The organism is Halomonas flagellata (genome assembly GCF_022487945.1).
Lineage (GTDB): Bacteria > Pseudomonadota > Gammaproteobacteria > Pseudomonadales > Halomonadaceae > Halomonas > Halomonas flagellata.
In genome coordinates, this window is record NZ_JAKVPY010000018.1 from 44,214 (window position 1) to 61,195 (window position 16,982).

Genomic DNA, 16,982 nt, shown 5'->3' on the forward strand with positions numbered 1-16,982 from the left:
TACAATCTACTTATCCATGATGGACTTTTCCAGCAGTCCCATGGTGCATTGAGTGATCGGTGACATGCCCGAAAGCATGGCAGACAATGCGGTAGCGGGTGCCCTCTATCAGGTGTAGATCAAACACCGCCCAGGAGGGCCTTGACTCTGTAGAACCACAACGGCATATCATCACCCAGCGGCCTCTAGGGTCTGTCATCATCGTGATATCGTCAATGGCTGAGCCTTCCCGCTTTATTAAATGATAAAGATAAAAGCCAGGCAGGTATGTAGGCCAACGCTGACAATCGCGTAGGGATGGGATGACCAGTGCCGTAGACAATGTGGTGACTACATCGTGTCTACAGGGTGATGCCATGGCGAGCCAAGATGAAGGAATGAAGCGCTGCAAGACACTGACTCTACAAGCAGCAAGCTGCAACGTGATGAATTAGCATAATATCATAATCCATGATGCCCCTGTGTGCGTGTCCGAAGTGGATATAGCACACAATCTGTAACATTATAGCTGAGGCGATGGAGCTGCAAGCCACATGGGGGTGGCAACATTGCGTCGACAGCCATAAGCTGATGAGTGTAGCGACCCAGGGGGTGGACTCAGCTTGTTGATTTTACAGATGAAGAGCTCGAACCACCCCGGTGCTGAGTAGCGAGGCGGGTTGTGGATATCTGTACCAGGGAGGCAAGCTTCACGAGTAGGGGCAGCCTGAGCAGGGATTGTAGATAAAAAGAAACCAGGGAGGGGACACAGTGGAACAGGCCTTAAATGACGTCACGCAAATGGTATGGAAATTTGCGTTCATCGCTATTGCGGCAATCGCCGCCATCACTATGCTGCTGCTCCTGGTCAAACGAGCAACGCGTAAGGGAAGACCGGGGAAACGACAGGACCGCTACCAGCCAGGCAAGGACCAGGGAGAGCTGAAAGAGTCTTTGAACCTTCATGAGAAAGGCCCGAACCGTAACTACTCAGAAGAGCTGATGGAGCGTGAAGACGCCTACATCGCTCGATCTCACCTGATGACCCCCACCGAGCGTGATGTCTATAAGGTGCTTGAAAAAGCCTATGGCGGCCGATATAGGATTTTCTGTCAGGTTCGTGTTGTCGATCTGATCCAGCCAAACAGCGCAAAGTACCATCCAAAGAGTCGCGAGTATATGTCGCTGTTTCGGCAGCTTTCACAGTGGCACTTTGACTATGTGCTGTGTAACCATGAAGATTTTAAGGTGTATTGTACCTTGGAATTGGACGATCCTAGCCATGAAAGGCCAGATAGATTGAAGAGAGATAGGATAATTAATAAGGCATGTGAAGTGGCGGGAGTAAGACTGGAGAGAATGCGCGTTAATTATAAAGAAAGAAAAATTGAGATTATTTAGGTTGTAATAGGGAGGGGGGATGGATATTTTTGTTTGGGGTCCTTTTTTGGCATTTTATGCGGCAATATTGATAAGCAACAGGAATTTTAATGAAAAGAACTATGCCCTACTTAGGTTTAATGAGAAAAAGATAGAAGAACTCAATGAGGCAGTGCACGATTTTATAGCATCGTGTAGGAATATTGAACTTGCAAAAAAGACCTTTTTCAGGAAGGGGTTAGATAAGCATGTTGATAGTTGCGATATTGGAGTGCCAGGCTTTAAAAGCACGAGGATGATGCCATATACCAATGAAATTCAAAGCGAGGCAAAGTTTGCGCTGGAAGAAATTTATGAAAAAAGAGAGTTATTGGTTTTAAAGCAAGAGGCTGTAATGAAAAATATGCCTGCTTCTATCAAAATAGATGGAGAGGCTGTCATTGCTAGAGGTGTGAAGTTGGTGGTGGATGCTAACTACTTGGCAGTAAAAAAAGGAGAGGAATCCTTTGTTGTTAAGATGTTAAGGATTTTGTGGTGGCCACCTGCTCTTGTGGCCGAAGCAATGAGGGTTATTGATTATACAACTATAAGTAGAGAGTTGGATCGAATCATCAAAAAGAGCGACGACCAAATAAAAGCAGAGCGAGAAAGAATAGAAAGCTCGATGGGGAAATGCCGTGCGATATGTGGTCAGATTAGAAAGGATACAATTAATGAGAATATGGTGGATATTGAGTCTCTTTACAACAAAATAAAGGATTCTTATTCTAATATAGAAGATGCATATGTTAATGTTCTGAGAGAAAAGATAAAAAGGAACAGACTTCAAGAGATTTTGGTTTCATTCATTTCTCTTGCATTGATCGTTGTTGTTTTGTATTTGATTGGTGGGTATTTTTATAATGGTGATTGAGGTTGTGGACTACAAACTGTGGCAGCTTGAATGAACGAGTTGGCGTTCTCAATGAGGAAGTGCAACATCAGACCAGCCACATCTCACACATGGATATAACGGCAAGTGACTACACCTTGTCGACGGAGCGAGCTGAAATGAGGCGTGATTAGCCTATTTTGCTCGTAACGTGCTGATATGAAAGGAAGTTAACTCGAGCGGCCTCGATTCAAGACATCTCAAGTTAAACATGCCCAGGGGAAGATCGACGGCGTGATGGGCCGATCACAATTTTCACTTCAGGGCCGAGACGAGCAATGGCCTCGAGCATCTTGGCTTCGCAGATGCCGCGGAACTGGCCACGCAGCAGGGCGGAAACCTTGGGCTGGGGAATGCCCATGATCTCGACGGCCCTGCGGTGTCTGTCAACATAGATGACACATGAAATGGTGTCGGCTCTTTAAAATCCTGCTGCCTGGCGTACCGGCTCCCGTTCGGGATTCAGGTACACGACCTCTGGCAAGCTGAGGTCGCGGATGTCGCCCGCCCAGCGCTCAGGATGGCGCTGCTTCGCGGCCTCAAATACCTCTCGCCGCTGAGCCAGAATTCCATCGGCCTCGCCGCTGTGGCGCTGCCCGGGTGTGACGTAGCGAAGCGCGCTGTGGCGGTGCTCATGGTTGTACCACTCGGTAAACTGCTGGACCCACGCCTGGGCCTCGGCGAGCGTGGCGAAGCCGTCGATGGGGAATCCCGGCCGGTACTTCAGCGTCTTGAAGGCCGACTCGGCGAAGGCATTGTCGTTGCTGACCCTCGGTCGGTTGTAGGACGGGGTAATCCCCAGGTCATACAGCTTTTCCAGGAAGGTCGCGGCCTTCATCGGGCTGCCGTTATCTGAATGCAAAATCAAAGGTTTATGACGATCCGTCAGGTGCTCCCGCCAGCAGGCTTTCTGGATCAGCTCGGCGGCCAGTTCACCATTTTCGGTTTCGTAGACCTCGTGCCCGACGAGCTTGCGGCTGAAGACGTCCATGATCAGGTACAGGTACCACCAGGTGCCCCGCGCGGGGCCAGGCAGCCAGCTGATATCCCAGCACCACAGGCGGTTAGGCGCATCGGCCTGGTGGGTGGTCGGTGGGCGTTTACGCTGGGGAGACTGCTGCCGACCCCGATGGTGTTGCTGCCCATGCTCGTGAAGCACTCGGTACATTGTCGACTCCGAGGCCAGATAGCGGCCCTTGTCGGCCTGGTCCGCCACGATGAAGGCCGGCGGTCGACTGCGATACTCCGGCAAATTGCAGAGCGCCACGATCGCCTCTCGCTCCACTGCCGAGAGCTTGTTGACCGGCTCAGGCCGGTCCGCCTCGGGCCGGCGGTCTGCCGCCACAGCGCCCTCGGCGGTCCAGCGATGGAAGGTTCGTACGCTGATGCCCATCACCTGACAGGCCTTGGCCAGCCGGGCACCGTCGCGCTGGGCGTGTTGCACCAACGCCACGATGTGCTGGCGATCCGGGAGGCTGGTCAGTCGTCCTCGTCGTTGGTCGTGCCCCAGATCGCCTCGGCTTTTTTTGACAGGGCCAGCAGCGCCGCCGTCTCAGCCAGTGCCTTGTCCTTGCGGCGAAGCTCTCGCTCCAGCTTGCGGAGCCGCTTCTGCTCTTCCTTGCGGGCCTGACGGAGCTGCTTGGTCTGCTCTGCCGCATCCGCGTTGGCGTTCATGCAGGCATCCCGCCAGGCCTCCACCTGCTCGGGGTAGAGCCCACGCTCACGGCAGTAGGCAGCGAACTCCGCCTCGTTCATCGGGGCGGTTTCCAGGACGATGCGGAACTTCTCCTGGCTGGTCCACTGATCGGGCTTGGTGGATCGTGATGGCAAAACCTGTCCTCGTGCTCTGGCCTGTTTTCGCCAATTGTAGAGGGTTGCTGCTGAGATGCCTTCCTGTTCGGCGAGTTCCGGGATGGTCAGGCTCATGGGCGGTGCCATCTTCTTGAGGATGGCTTCCTTACGCTCCGGAGAGTAACGCACGTTGATCACCTCTAAGCTGGGTTAGGTGACAACTACGTTGACAGATAGGGCCTGGATTGCGTCAGGCGGCGGCGCTTGATGATCTCGCCGATCTTGGCGGCGAACTGGGCCTTGATGAGCATTTCCTCGGCATCGGGCATGCCCAGGTCGGCATAGACATTGGTGGAGCCGGTTTCGATGGTCATGACGTTTTCCCCTTGGCGTGCTGCTGACCACTCAGCGGCAGTTTATACCCATATGGGTATAGCGGAAAGTGTCGACATCGCGTCGACGCAACAAGCCGCTAGCGTAGCGAAACGAGCCTTTCATGGCCGATAACATGCTGATTTGACTGGCTGTGAGCAAGTCGAGCCCCGATTCAAAATCCGCCGGGTGCAAGCCCTTGTCGGTTCGAGTCCGACCGCCGGTACCACGTAACCTGCGCGCCCCATGGCCATGGGGTTCAGCGGGTTACAGGCCTGGATCAGAGCCTGAGGTGCGACACTTCGGTGATCCACTCCCGAGGTCTGGTACGCCCTGCGGACCCTGTCTGACGCGCAGCAGTCATCCCCCGAACCGGCATGCCCGGATCGTCCCCCCCACGAAATCCGCATCTCTCGCGACGACCGGTCAAATCCGACAGTCACCGGGTCCTTCAGTCTTCGTCGTCGAACGGTTCATCCCATTCGCCGTACTCCTCGTGGATGCCATTGATGTTCACGCTCCGCTCGGCGCCGCAGAGTACGCAGCGCTCGGTGCGGGTGATGTTGCCGTGTGCCGCGGGATTCTCGTGTTCGCGGGTGACTGGGCCCGCGAAAGCGCAGTCATCTCCGACTGGGCGAGTTTCAGTGTGGTTGCATCGGGTCATGGGTCAGGCCTCCTCGAGGGGGTTCAGGTAGTCGATGGCCTTCGGGGTGTCGCCGGCGTGGGATGCGTCGGCCCACATGGTTAAAGGCAGCACCCGGGGGGCTACCTTGCAAAGAGTTTTGATCATCGACCTTGGTATAGGGTTGCAAACCCCGGCGCAGCGCCTGGGAGTGGATGCCTGGTGCCAGCCAGGGCGCGCTCGTGCTCGAGGGCCTAGTGTGACGGCGTCCTAGACCAGGCTGGCGATCACCACGCCCAGGGTGCCGCCGGTCAGGGCATAGCCCAGCAGGGCCAGCAGGCCGTCGTTGGCGAGCAGGGCCAGGCCGAACAGCGTGAGCGCCAGGCCTGCGCCGGTGGCGGTAAAGGGCACCAGTTCCATGGGCGGCATGGCCAGGCCGATCAGCAGGCAGGTCAGGGCCACCGGCAGGTGGGCAGGCGGCCGGGTCAGCCAGGTGAGCCGCGGCTTGAGCAGGCGGTCGACCCAGCCGGCCGGGCGCTCCATCCAGCGGGTGGCCTGCACGAAGCGCTCGCGTGCGATACGGCGCTGCAGCAGCCAGCGCGGCAGCCAGACATGATCCCGGCCGGCCAGCAGTTGTACGGCCGAGAGCACCACCAGGCTGGCCATCAGGGTGGGCACCCCGGGGATGTCGCCCAGGATGGGCGCCAGGGTGATCAGCCCGGCGAGCAGCAGGAAGGGGGCGAAGGAGCGCCGGCCCACGCTGTCGAGCAAGGCGTCCAGGCTGACGCTCTCCTCCCGTTGGCCGGCCTGTCGCATGCGTGCCAACAGGCCGGTCAGGTCGGTCGGGGACTCGCATGGTGACTCGTCGGGGATGTCACTCGGCATTCTGCCTCCGGGTCCAGAGCAGGATCACGCCGAGAGCGATCAGGGTGAGCCCCACGAGCGCCGCCGGGTTGGTGGTCAGCCAGCCGAAGACCACCAGAACGAGGCCGAGCAGCAGCAGGGCGAAGGCGAAGGTGCGGACGTTCATGAAGGGCTCCATCGTCGGGTATGCCGACAGTGTACCGGCGTCCCCCGCGGGAGTGCAGCCGCCGGGGCTGTCCCGGTGGCCTGGAATGACGTCAGGCAGTGGTTATCACAGCCCTTTGCCCGCTGTCGGGTGGAGGGCTGTCATCAATCGGCACGACGCCGAGCATCTGCAGGGCGTCATCCTCCGTAATGGCGCCGGTGATGGCGGCTACCTCGCCTGGCTGGACATCTAGGCGTTGCGCGCCGAGCGTGCCCGGGCCCTCGAGGCGACCGTCATTGCCTCGTCCAGGCTCGTGGCCACCGCATCCCACGGCAGCGGCGAACCGGCGAAGTGGCAGTGATAGAGTGCGACGCCATCGATCTCGACACGATGGATGTCGTTGCCCTGATCGTCCTGCCACCAGTCGGCATGGACGTGCTGCCAGTTGGGTGCGAGCGGGGTGGCAATGGCGATGGTCATGATGGCTGTCCCTCCTCAAGCATCCTGTGCAGGGCGCTGGCTCAGGATGCTTTCCATTATCTGCAGGTAAGGCTCTTGCAGCCCGTGCCAGCGGGAGCGGAAATCGTGTCTGCGCCTGGCATCGTCCCTATCCTTAGTGTAGTATAAAAACAGTGTTTGTAAACACCGTTCCCTAACTCTGTGCTCCTCGGCTATCCGACCAGCGAGGATCGCCGTGAGCCACCGTATCTTGAGCCTCCGAGAGCGGTATCGACGGTGGCGCCGGGCGCCATCGCTCTGTCGCCCGGGATCAGCCGGCCACCGACACCAGGGCCCGCATCAGCCCCTCGCGCCGCAGCGCCTCGGCCTGCTCCCGACTCTTGACCAGCAGCGCGCCGGCAAAGCCCAGGGCGTTGATCGAGACCGTCCCCGTCCGCTCGCGCCGGCGCGGGACCAGCATCAGCCAGCTCTCGGTCAGCAGCAGGTTGTAGGGATGCGTCACGCTGCCGTCGGTGGCCACCACCAGGTGCTGCGCCTCGAGCAGCTCCCGATAGCACCGATGCAGCCAACCCGCCGCCTGCGCCGGCCGGGCGAGCAGGCCGTCGGGCAGTGCGACGAGCCGGTGGGCGAACGCCATCTCGGGCGCGGTGGGCGAGCCCCGCGTGGCCGCCCGCGTCAGCAGCGGCTCGAAGGGCAGCGTCATGGCGTCGCCGCGCGGCAGCAGCTGCAGGTGCTTGTGCGCCTGGCTCGCCCCGGCTTCCGGGCCGCTGTTGTAGAAGGCCATGGCCGGGCCGTCGGCCAGGCAGGTGGCGAGGGCGGCGAAGTCCGCAGCATTCAGTACCCGCCGCTGGGGCTCGTAGGCGCGGGTGACCAGCAGCAGGTGGTGCTCGATCACGTAGTACTTGTTCAGCACACAGAGGTGTGCCGGGCCCGCCTCGCTGACCAGCAGCGCCGGGTCGGGTGGCAGGAAGGGATCGACGTCCTGCCGGCCGGCACGGGCGAGCCGTTCCCGGGCCCGCTCCTTGTCGGCCAGGCTGCCGAGGATCCGGATCGCAAAGGGGATCCCGTTCTCGCGAAGCGTCAGGCACTCGGTGGCGATGGGCTGCAACGCGCCGCTGGCCAGGGCCGCTGCACTCACTTGGTGGGTGCGTGTCCAGAGATCGTCCATTGCGCTCCTCCCTGACGGATGTACCTCCCCAGCGGGGCTTTCAAAGGCGGTGCCGAGGCCCTATGATGCAGAAGACACCAGTCCTTCACCTCTCGCGGGTGGAGGGCTGTTTTTGTTGGTTGATGCCGTCATATCACTATTATGGCGCCTGGACCGCTGGCCGGGCATTGAAGGAGGTTTCGTGTCGTCCCGTCCCCCCACGATCAATCGGCTCGATGCCATCCTGTGGCAGCCGGAGCGCGAGAAGCAGTTCCACCGCTGACACCCCCGGGAGTCGATCGGACATGCCCTTTTCCCTCTGGATCTCGCTGGTGGCGATCTGCGCCATGGGCGCCATGTCACCGGGCCCCAGCCTGGCCCTGGTGCTGCGTCATACCCTGGGTGGCGGACGCGCGCCGGGCGTGGTGGCGGCAGTTTCCCATGCGTGCGGTGTCGGCTTCTATGCGTTGTTGACCGTCTGGGGCCTGGGAGCCCTGGTCGTGCGCGTCCCGCCCCTGTTCCAGGCGATCACCTGGGCCGGGGCCGGCTACCTCGCCTGGCTGGGCATCAAGGCGTTGCGCGCCGGGCGTGCCGGGCCCCTCGAGGCGACCGCCATGGCCACCACCCAGCGCCAGGCAGCCCGGGAGGGCGTGCTGGTGGCGCTGGGCAACCCCAAGCTGATCCTGTTCTTCGTCGCCCTGCTCAGCCAGTTCGTCACCCCGGAGATGAGCGTCGCGGCCAAGGCCGTCATCGTGCTCACGGCGATGATCATCGACGGTGGCTGGTACGTGCTGGTGGCCGTGAGCCTGTCGCACTCCCGGGTGCTGCCCTGGCTGCAGGCCCGGGCCCACTGGATCAATCGCCTCACCGGGGTGCTGCTGCTGGCCCTGGCGCTGCGGGTGGTGGCCGGACCGCTCGGCGGTTCATGACGGGAACGTTGATGCGGGACAGTTTCTGCAGGTGTCGCCGCCCGGCGTCGGTGCTACGCTCAAGCCTGTTGCCTGACCGGAAATCCTGTCGATGAACGAACTGTCGAACGAGACGCGGGCACTGGCGGTGGTTCTGGAAGCAGACCCCGACGTGGCCGCCGTCCTGTCGTTGCAGCTTCACGTACTGGGCATGGAGAGCCGCTACTACCGTCAGGGAACCCGGTTGCTGGACGAGATCGCCCGCTGTCAGCCGCAGCTGGTGATCATGAGCCTGGAGTTCGGCGAACTGGACGGCATCGCCATGCTGCGGCTGCTGGCCGAGCGCCGCTATCGGGGGCGGATACTGCTGCTCAGCGGGGTGGAGCGCAAGATCGTGCGCATCGCCGAGCGTGTCGGTCAGACCCTGGGACTGCAGATGCTGGGCTCGCTGGACAAGCCCATGCGGCTAACCGAGCTGCGCCAGCGTCTCGGTAGCCTGCGGGTCGGCCGCGAAGCGCCGGCGGAGGTCGAGGGCGACCCGGTGTTCACCACCGAGGAGCTCGAGCAGGCCCTCGAGCGGCGGGAACTCACCGTTCACTACCAGCCCCAGTTCGAGCTTGCCTCGGGCTGCCTGAGCGGGGTCGAGGCCCTGGTGCGCTGGGCCCATCCCGAGATCGGACTGCTCGGACCGGCCAGCTTCCTGCCCCTGCTCACCACGGCCCAGAGCAAGCGTCTGACCCGCCACGTGCTGCGGCAGGCCCTGGCCGATGCCGATCAGTGGAGGCAGATGGGGCTGGCGCTGTCGCTGTCGGTCAACGTCACCGCCGATGACCTGATGAGCCCCGACCTGCTGGCGCTGACCCGGCACCGTGCCCCGGGCGAGCCACCACTGGTGGTGCTCGAGATCACCGAGACCGCGGCCATGGACGACGAGCTGCTGGGCAGCGAGGTCGCCGCCCGGCTGCACCTCAACGGCATGGAGGTCTCGGTGGACGATTTCGGCGTGGGCTTCTCGTCGCTCTCCCGGCTGCAGCTGCTGCCGATCAGCGAGCTCAAGGTCGACCGCAGCTTCGTGGGCCATCTGCACGAGGAGTCCCAGGATGCCGCCATCGTCGAGGCGGTGGCCCTGCTCGGCCGCCGGCTGGGCATCCGCGTGGTGGCCGAAGGGGTCGAGGAGCTGAGCTGTCTGGCGCTTCTCGAGCGCTACGGCTGCACCCACGTCCAGGGCTTCGGCCTGTCGCGGCCGGTGCCGGCGGAGGCGATCCCCGAGCTGGCCCGCACTCAACTGCCGATCCGCTCCAGTATCGCCGCCAGCGGCGCGTCGCTGGGCAGCACCCCGTAGGCCGGACCGGCCTCGTCGCCGAGCCGGGCGCGGCAGAAGGTCGTGGCCACCTCGGGCGGGGCGTGGCGCAGCAGCAGGGCGGCCTGCAGGCACTGGGCCAGGCGCTGGGCGAGCCAGCGCGCCCGGGGCTCGAGCTCCTCCGCGGGGCGGGCCAGCTCGCGCTCCAGCCCGGCCAGGGCGCGGTCGAAGTCGGCCTGTTGGCCGTGCGCCTGGGCGAGCTCCATGCGCAGCGCGGCCACCGCCTCGGGGTGGCGCGAGAACACCCGCAGCAGGTCGAGGCAGATCACGTTGCCCGACCCCTCCCAGATCGAGTTCACCGGCGCTTCCCGGTAGAGCCGGGCCAGCGGTGTCTCCTCCACGTAGCCGATGCCGCCGAGGCACTCCATGGCCTCGGCCATGAAGCCCGGCCCGCGCTTGTTGTGCCAGTACTTGGCCAGTGCGGGGAGCACCCTGGCCAGGGCACGCTCGTGCTCCTGGTCCATGCCGTCGAAGGCCCGGGCCGTGCGCATCACCAGCGCCAGGCCGGCCTCCACCTCCAGCGCCAGGTCGGCGATCACCTGCCGCATCAGCGGCTGTTCGGCCAGGGCGCGGCCGAAGGCGTGGCGCTCGCGCACGTGGCGCCACGCCTCGCCCAGCGCCTGGCGCATCATGCCCACCGGGGCGGTGGCGGCATCCAGGCGGGTCTGCTGCACCATGGCCAGGATGGTGGCGACGCCGCGGCCCGGTTCGCCCACCGCCTCGGCCCAGGCGCCGCGGTACTCGATCTCCGCCGAGGCGTTGGCGCGGTTGCCGCACTTCTCCTTGAGCCGCTGCAGCTCGATGGCGTTGCGCTCGCCGTCGGGGGTGAAACGCGGCACCAGGAAGCAGGAGAGCCCCTCGTCGCTGCGAGCCAGGGTCAGGAAGGCATCGGACATGGGCGCGCTGCAGAACCACTTGTGGCCGGTCAGCCACCAGCCATCCTCCCCGGGCTCGGCGCGCGTGGCATTGCTGCGAACATCGCTGCCGCCCTGCTTCTCGGTCATCGCCATGCCGAAGGTCAGCCCGCTCTTGTCGGCGGCGGGCAGGGGGCGGGGATCGTAGTCCCAGGCCAGCAAGCCGGTGGCCCAGCGGGCCTCCAGGCGCGATGACTGGCGCAGCACCGGCATGGCGGCATGGGTCATGGTGATCGGGCAGCAGAAGCCGGGCTCGGCCTGGGTCAGCAGGTAGAGGGCGGCGACATGGGCCTGGTGGCCGCCGCGCCCCTCTTCCTGCCAGGCTACGGCATGCCAGCCATGGTCGATGGCCAGGTGCATCAGCTCGTGGTAGGCGGGATGGTACAGCACCTCGTCGAGGCGCCGGCCATGGCGGTCGAAGAGTCGCAGCTCCGGCGGGTGGCGGTTGGCCGCCTCGCCCAGCGCCTGGACGCGAGCGCTGCCGGTCTCGCGGCCCAGGGCCGCGAGGCGCCGGGCCACCCAGTCGGGGGCCTCGCGGCCCAGGGCCTCGCGCAGGGGCAGGTCGGTGGCGAGCAGGTCGCGGTCTCCGCCCGGGGCGGGCTGGTTGGTCACCTCGTGGGTGGCCAGTCGTGTGCGGGGGGCATGGTCGGACATGGGCGAAGACTCCCTGTTACCTGCCTCTTTCGAGCATGGTGGCCGGGAGCCTCCGGGTCAACGCGGCGCTGCCTGCGCGTGACGCTGTCGACGGGACTGGTTAGGCTGAAGGCATTTCGCAGGGAGAATGCCATGACCGACGCCCTCCGGCCCGAGGCGTTGCCGACGCCACGCATCGCCGACGAGAGCATCCAACTGGTGGATGCCCGCAACCGTCCCTGTGGCAGTGCCTCCCGGGTACAGATGCGGCGCTTCCGTTTCTGGCATCGCGCCACCTACATCGTGGTGCGCAATGCCCGCGGCGAGATCTGCGTGCAGCGCCGCACCCTGACCAAGGAGGTCTTCCCGGGCGGGCTCGACCTGGCCGCCGGTGGCGTGGTGGGGGCCGGCGAGGCGGTCCATGTGGCGGCCCGCCGCGAGCTGGCCGAGGAACTGGGCATCCATGGCGTGCCGCTGCGCCATGTGCGGGAGTTCGTCCACGCCGAGGGCGGCCACCATATCTTCGGCAGCCTCTTCCTGGTCGACCATGACGGGCCGCTGACGCTGCAGGCCGAGGAGGTCGCCGACGCCTTCTGGCTGCCCCCCGCCGAGGCGCTGGCCCTGGAGGCGGTCACCCCGGATACCCGCCAGGCGGTGGAGGCGCTGCTCGAGGCCGGCGCCCTGGAGCCGGCGCCATGAACCGCCAGGCGCGGATCGACAGCCTCGAGGCGGTGGTCGCCGCCCTCGAGGGGGTGGTGCTGGGCAAGTCCCGGGAGGTGCGCCTGGCGCTCTGCTGCCTGCTGTGCCGCGGCCACCTGCTGATCGAGGACCTGCCGGGGCTCGGCAAGACGACCCTGGCCCAGGCCCTGGCGCGGGTCACCGGGCTCGACATGCAGCGTCTGCAGTTCACCAGCGACCTGTTGCCTGCCGACGTGCTGGGGGTCTCGGTGTTCGATCCCCGCGAGGCGCGTTTCACCTTCCACCCGGGGCCGGTGTTCCACGGGGTGGTGCTGGCCGACGAGATCAACCGGGCCACCCCCAAGACCCAGAGCGCCCTGCTCGAGGCGATGGAGGAGGGGCGGGTGACCGTGGAGGGCGAGACCCGCATGCTGCCGGACCCCTTCTTCGTCATCGCTACCCAGAACCCCCAGGAGCAGGCGGGCACCTTCGCCCTGCCGGAATCCCAGCTCGACCGCTTCCTGATGCGCCTCTCCCTGGGCTACCCGGACCCGCGGGCCGAGCGGGAGATCCTGCGTGGCCAGGCCGGGCGGGTGAAACTGGCCTCGCTGCCGGTGCTGCTCGATGCCGAGCGGCTGCAGGCCTGGCAGGCACGCCTGGCCGATATCCATGTGGCCGAGGCCCTGTTCGACTATGTCCAGGCGCTGGCGGCTGCCAGCCGCGAGCATCCGGAGCTGGCCTGGGGGCTCTCCACCCGCGGCGTGCTGGCGCTGCTGCAGGCCGCGCGGGGCTGGGCGCTGCTCGAGGGACGCGACCATGTGCTGCCCGAGGACGTCCAGGCGGTCTGGGTGGCGGTGGCGGGGCATCGCCTCAGCAGCGGGCGGCGCGAGGAGGGCGAGGCCCTGGCGCGCCACCTGCTCGTTCGCGTGCCGGTGATGGGGTAGCGTGGCCATGCCCGATCGAGTCGCCTCCGACTGGCGTGAGCGCCTGCGCCGCCGCTGGCTGGGGCGCTTGACGGCGTCACTCGGGGCGCCCCTGCCGCAGAGTCGCCTGTTCCTGCTGCCGACCCGCTTCGGCCTCGGCTGGGCGGGGCTGGTGGTGCTGCTGGTGCTGTTCGGCATCAACTACCAGAACAACCTGGCCCATGCGCTGGCGTTCTGGCTGTTCGCCCTCGGCGTGGTGGTGCTGCTGCGCACCTGGCGCAACCTGCTCGGGGTGAGGGTCGCCCTGCGCCTGCCCCAGGAGGTCTTCGCCGGTAACGAGGCGCGCCTCGGGGTGAGCCTGGAGGGGAAGCGGTCGCGCACTGCCCTGGTGCTGCATGCCGGCGGGGCCTCGGCGCAGGCGGACCTGCCCGAGGGTCGCGGCGAGACGACCCTGGCGCTGCCGGCGCCCCGCCGCGGGGTGCAGTCGCTTCCGCCGCTGCGCATCGAGAGCCGCTGGCCGTTGGGACTGGTGCGGGTGGTGGCCTGGCTCGAACCGCGAGACCGGCTGCTGGTCTATCCCCGGCCGCTCGACGCGGACGAACCGCTGCATCGCCGCGCCGGCGCCGGCCTCGACGCCAGCGACTTCGCCGGGTTGCGCCGCGCCGAGCCCGGCGACAGCCCCGCCCGGCTGGCCTGGAAGCAGTGGAGTCGCACCGGCGTGCTCGCCGCCAAGGTCTTCAGCGTGCCACCGCGCCAGCAGCTGTGGCTCGACTACGATGCCTGCCAGGGCGAGGCCGAGCGGCGCCTCTCGGTGCTCTGTGCCCGGGTGCTGGCCCACCACCAGGCCGGCGATCGCTTTGGGCTGCGCCTGCCGGGCCTGACCCTGGCCCAGGGGGAGGGGGCCCGCCAGCGGCGGCTGGCCCTCGAGGCGCTGGCGCACTTCGACCCGGCGACGGCGAGCCCGGAGGAGGGGGCGTGATGCGTCGGCGACCGCCCGCGGGGCTCGGCCCGGCCCCGGCGGTGCTGGCCGACGGCCGCGCCCTGAGTGCGGCCATGCTGCGCCAGCTGTTCGTCGGCCAGTGCCTGGTACTCGCCCTGCACCTGCCCTGGATGCCGGCCTGGCTGGCGGGGCTCGCCGTGGCGGTGGCGGGCTACCGCCATCTGCAGCTGCGACGACGCCTGCCGCGGGCCAGCCTGCTGCTGCGGCTCACGGCCGTGGGCGGCCTGCTGGCGGCGCTATGGCTGGAGTTCGGCACCCTGTACGGCGTGGACGGCCTGATCGGCCTGCTGCTCGGGGTCTACCTGCTCAAGCTGCTCGAGACCCACGACCGACGCGATGCCCGGGTGGTGGTGATGATCGGCGTGGTCGCCACCAGCGGGGCCTTCCTGCACGACCAGGGCCTCCTCATGGCCGGCGCCGCGCTGCTGGCCCTGGGCTGGCTGGTGCAGTCGCTGGTATGGCTGAGTGGGGCCTCCGGGGCTCGCCAGGCCTGGCGGGAGACGGCCTGGCTGCTGGGGCTCTCGGCGCCGCTGATGGCGCTGCTGTTCGTCACCTTCCCGCGCGTCGGGCCGTTGTGGAACCTGCCCCAGGTGAACCGAGCCTCCACCGGCCTCACCGACGAGATCGCCCCCGGCGACATCGCCGAGCTGTCGCGCAGCGATGCCCGGGCCTTCCGGGCGCGTTTCGAGGGCCGCGAGCCGTCTCCCCATGAGCGCTACTGGCGGGTCTACACCCTGTCGCATTTCGACGGCGTGCGCTGGTCCCGGACCGCCCCGCGCGAGCTCTCCTCGGTGCTGGGGCGCCCGCTCGACCACTTCGCGCGGGAGGGGCAGCACACGCCCTGGACGGACGACGCTCCCCGGTTCACCACCGAGCTGCTGCTCGAGCCCGACAGCCGGCCCTGGCGACCCTCGCTGGGGACGCCACTGGCCAGCGACAGCCGCCAGCGCTTCCTCGCCGACGGCACCCTCGAGGGGCTGTCGCCGCTGGGCTCCCGCAGCCTGCTGCGCCTTGCGAGCAGCGGTGCGGCGCCGTCCAATCCCGATCCGGCGGGGCCCGCCTGGCAGGCGATGCTGCCGGCAGAGGGCAACCCGCGTACCCGGGAACTGGCCGAGCGCCTGCGGCGCGAGAGCGGCGGTGACGCCCGCGCCTTCCTCGCCGCGGCGATGGCGCGCTTCGGCGAGGCGCCCTTCCGCTATACGCTCTCGCCGCCGCGGTTGAGCTCCGCCGACAGGGTCGATGAGTTCCTGTTCGGGAGCCGCGCCGGCTACTGCACCCACTATGCCTCGGCGATGGCGGTGCTGGCCCGGGCGGTGGGGATTCCCGCCCGGATAGTGGTGGGCTTCCTCGGCGGCGAGTGGCACCCGGATGGTCATGTCACGGTGCGCGACTACGACGCCCATGCCTGGGTCGAGGTGTGGCTGGACGGGGCCTGGCGGCGCCTGGATCCCACCGGCGTGATCGCCCCGGAACGCATCGAGGAGGGCCCCCAGGCGATCCGCGACGGCCGGGAGGCCTTCCTGGCCGATGCGCCCTTCTCGGCGCTGCGTCTGCGCGAGCTGGGCTGGGCCAACCAGCTGCGCCTGGAGTGGGAGCGCCTGGAGTATCGCTGGCAGCGCGGGGTGATCGGGTATCAGCGTGCGTCGCGTGCCGCGCTGATGGAGCGCGTCAGCGAGCGGCTGCGGGCCCTCTGGGCCTGGCTCATCGAGGTCTCGCCGGGGCGTGGGACCCTGGCGGCCGTGGCGACCCTGCTGGTCACCCTGGGTGGGCTGGCGGGGGGCGCGTGGCTGCTGTGGCTGGGGTGGCGGCATCACCGCCGCGGTCGCGACGAACGGGCCCTGCTGCTGGTCCTGCAGGCCTGGCTGGCGCGGCGTGGCCTGGGGCCGGCGCCCGGGGAGTCCCCGGCGGCGCACCTGCGACGTATCGCGCCACTGGCGGGCGCGGCCGGCCCGGCCCTGGAGGAGAGCGCCCGCCACATCGAGCGGCTGGCCTATGCCCCAGTGGGGAGCGCGGAGCGTCGCGAGCGGCAGCGTCGACTGGCGCGGCGAGTGGTCGAAGCGCGCCGGCGACTGGGGCGCCGGAAATCCTCTGCCCCATGAGCCGGGACCTTCGAGGCTGGCATGCGGCCGGCGGGCGTGGCATCGTGGACACCATCACCCCTGAAGCTTCGACCATGTCAATTCACGATTACCAATGCCGCAACTATCGCGGCGAGCCCTTCAACCTCGGTGCCCTGCGCGGCCAGGTGCTGCTGATCGTCAACGTGGCCAGTCGCTGCGGCTTCACCCCTCAGTTGCGGGAGCTCGAGCGGCTCTACCGCCGCTATCGCGACCGGGGGTTCACCGTGCTGGGCTTTCCCTGCAACCAGTTCGGCCACCAGACACCGGAGTCGGCGCAGGACTTCTGCGCCTTCAGCGAGCGGGAGTACCGGGTCAGCTTTCCGCTGATGGAGAAGGTCAAGGTCAACGGGCCGGAGGCCCACCCGCTGTTCGTGGAGCTCAAGCGCCAGGCGCCTGGCGTACTGGGGACCACCCTGATCAAGTGGAACTTCACCAAGTTCCTGGTGGGCCGCGATGGCCGGGTGATCCACCGTTTCTCGCCCCGGGACGGCGAGTTGGAGCTTCGCGAGGCGCTGGAGAAGGCCCTCGATGAGCCCTGACGGCCGTTCGGTCAGGGCATCTCGCCGCGCTCGACCATCAGCCGCACCATCGACTCGTTCCAGCTCGGAGGCATGAGCCGGGTCATCCGGTTCGGTCAGGGCATCTCGCCGCGCTCGACCATCAGCCGCACCATCGACTCGTTCCAGCTCGGAGGCATGAGCCGGGTCATCCGGTTCGGTCAGGGCATCTCGCCGCGCTCGACCATCAGCCGCACCA

General features: G+C 66.1%; 18 protein-coding genes. 9 read left to right on the top strand and 9 right to left on the bottom strand.

Annotated elements, in window-relative coordinates:
- The first annotated feature begins 750 nt into the window (after nucleotides 1-750).
- On the top strand, nucleotides 751-1,380 hold the full coding sequence (locus tag MKP05_RS21890) for a DUF2726 domain-containing protein (protein ID WP_240569036.1): 630 nt from the start codon (nucleotides 751-753) through the stop codon (nucleotides 1,378-1,380).
- A gap of 19 nt (nucleotides 1,381-1,399) precedes the next feature.
- Complete coding sequence (locus MKP05_RS14760; protein WP_240569038.1) at nucleotides 1,400-2,272, top strand: hypothetical protein; 873 nt, start codon at nucleotides 1,400-1,402, stop codon at nucleotides 2,270-2,272.
- Nucleotides 2,273-2,495: 223 nt separating this feature from the next.
- On the opposite strand, the gene MKP05_RS14765 is transcribed toward MKP05_RS14760, so the two are convergent.
- The 8 genes from MKP05_RS14765 to MKP05_RS14800 form a co-directional block, all read right to left on the bottom strand.
- On the bottom strand, nucleotides 2,496-2,699 hold the full coding sequence (locus MKP05_RS14765) for a helix-turn-helix domain-containing protein (protein WP_338072358.1): 204 nt from the start codon (nucleotides 2,697-2,699) through the stop codon (nucleotides 2,496-2,498).
- A 12-nt stretch (nucleotides 2,700-2,711) separates the two neighbouring features.
- Nucleotides 2,712-4,228 (bottom strand): IS3 family transposase gene (locus MKP05_RS14770; RefSeq protein WP_240569092.1). Its coding sequence is split into 2 segments (ribosomal slippage): nucleotides 2,712-3,791 and nucleotides 3,794-4,228, totalling 1,515 coding nucleotides; the frame shifts between segments, so codons are not numbered across the junction.
- A 74-nt stretch (nucleotides 4,229-4,302) separates the two neighbouring features.
- On the bottom strand, nucleotides 4,303-4,455 hold the full coding sequence (locus MKP05_RS14775) for an XRE family transcriptional regulator (protein ID WP_240569043.1): 153 nt from the start codon (nucleotides 4,453-4,455) through the stop codon (nucleotides 4,303-4,305).
- 449 nt (nucleotides 4,456-4,904) lie between these two features.
- On the bottom strand, nucleotides 4,905-5,117 hold the full coding sequence (locus MKP05_RS14780; RefSeq protein WP_110282598.1) for a hypothetical protein: 213 nt from the start codon (nucleotides 5,115-5,117) through the stop codon (nucleotides 4,905-4,907).
- Between the two features lie 228 nt (nucleotides 5,118-5,345).
- Nucleotides 5,346-5,960, bottom strand: a complete 615-nt coding sequence (locus MKP05_RS14785; protein WP_240569045.1) for an exopolysaccharide biosynthesis protein — start codon at nucleotides 5,958-5,960, stop codon at nucleotides 5,346-5,348.
- Nucleotides 5,950-6,105 carry a hypothetical protein gene (locus MKP05_RS14790; protein ID WP_181421975.1) on the bottom strand — a complete coding sequence of 52 codons (156 nt, stop codon included), beginning with the start codon at nucleotides 6,103-6,105 and terminating at the stop codon, nucleotides 5,950-5,952. The genes MKP05_RS14785 and MKP05_RS14790 overlap by 11 nt, the downstream gene beginning before the upstream one ends.
- Before the next feature lie 228 nt (nucleotides 6,106-6,333).
- Nucleotides 6,334-6,564 carry a hypothetical protein gene (locus MKP05_RS14795; protein ID WP_110282596.1) on the bottom strand — a complete coding sequence of 77 codons (231 nt, stop codon included), beginning with the start codon at nucleotides 6,562-6,564 and terminating at the stop codon, nucleotides 6,334-6,336.
- 289 nt (nucleotides 6,565-6,853) lie between these two features.
- On the bottom strand, nucleotides 6,854-7,711 hold the full coding sequence (locus MKP05_RS14800) for a DUF4922 domain-containing protein (protein WP_240569047.1): 858 nt from the start codon (nucleotides 7,709-7,711) through the stop codon (nucleotides 6,854-6,856).
- Nucleotides 7,712-7,995: 284 nt separating this feature from the next.
- Between MKP05_RS14800 and MKP05_RS14805 the strand changes: the two genes are divergently transcribed.
- Both MKP05_RS14805 and MKP05_RS14810 read left to right on the top strand, forming a co-directional pair.
- A complete protein-coding gene (locus tag MKP05_RS14805) occupies nucleotides 7,996-8,619 on the top strand; it encodes a LysE family translocator (RefSeq protein ID WP_240569049.1) in 624 nt (207 codons plus the stop codon).
- 91 nt (nucleotides 8,620-8,710) lie between these two features.
- On the top strand, nucleotides 8,711-9,940 hold the full coding sequence (locus tag MKP05_RS14810) for an EAL domain-containing response regulator (protein ID WP_240569050.1): 1,230 nt from the start codon (nucleotides 8,711-8,713) through the stop codon (nucleotides 9,938-9,940).
- Here MKP05_RS14810 and MKP05_RS14815 read toward each other — a convergent pair.
- The gene (locus MKP05_RS14815; RefSeq protein ID WP_240569051.1) at nucleotides 9,880-11,526 is read right to left on the bottom strand and encodes an acyl-CoA dehydrogenase family protein; all 1,647 of its coding nucleotides are present in this window, start codon (nucleotides 11,524-11,526) and stop codon (nucleotides 9,880-9,882) included. The genes MKP05_RS14810 and MKP05_RS14815 overlap by 61 nt on opposite strands.
- Nucleotides 11,527-11,658: 132 nt before the next feature.
- Here MKP05_RS14815 and MKP05_RS14820 point away from each other — a divergent pair, with 132 nt between their 5' ends.
- The 5 genes from MKP05_RS14820 (at nucleotide 11,659) to MKP05_RS14840 (ending at nucleotide 16,765) form a co-directional block, all read left to right on the top strand.
- Entirely contained in the window at nucleotides 11,659-12,204 is a 546-nt protein-coding gene (locus tag MKP05_RS14820; protein ID WP_110282591.1) for an NUDIX hydrolase, read from the top strand.
- Nucleotides 12,201-13,127 carry an AAA family ATPase gene (locus MKP05_RS14825; RefSeq protein ID WP_110282590.1) on the top strand — a complete coding sequence of 309 codons (927 nt, stop codon included), beginning with the start codon at nucleotides 12,201-12,203 and terminating at the stop codon, nucleotides 13,125-13,127. Before MKP05_RS14820 ends, MKP05_RS14825 begins: the two co-directional genes overlap by 4 nt.
- Nucleotides 13,128-13,134: 7 nt before the next feature.
- On the top strand, nucleotides 13,135-14,085 hold the full coding sequence (locus MKP05_RS14830) for a DUF58 domain-containing protein (protein ID WP_240569052.1): 951 nt from the start codon (nucleotides 13,135-13,137) through the stop codon (nucleotides 14,083-14,085).
- Nucleotides 14,085-16,205 (top strand): transglutaminase TgpA family protein, encoded by a 2,121-nt coding sequence (locus tag MKP05_RS14835; protein ID WP_240569053.1) that lies wholly within the window; start codon nucleotides 14,085-14,087, stop codon nucleotides 16,203-16,205. Before MKP05_RS14830 ends, MKP05_RS14835 begins: the two co-directional genes overlap by 1 nt.
- Nucleotides 16,206-16,279: 74 nt before the next feature.
- On the top strand, nucleotides 16,280-16,765 hold the full coding sequence (locus MKP05_RS14840) for a glutathione peroxidase (protein ID WP_110282854.1): 486 nt from the start codon (nucleotides 16,280-16,282) through the stop codon (nucleotides 16,763-16,765).
- The last annotated feature ends 217 nt before the right edge of the window (nucleotides 16,766-16,982 follow it).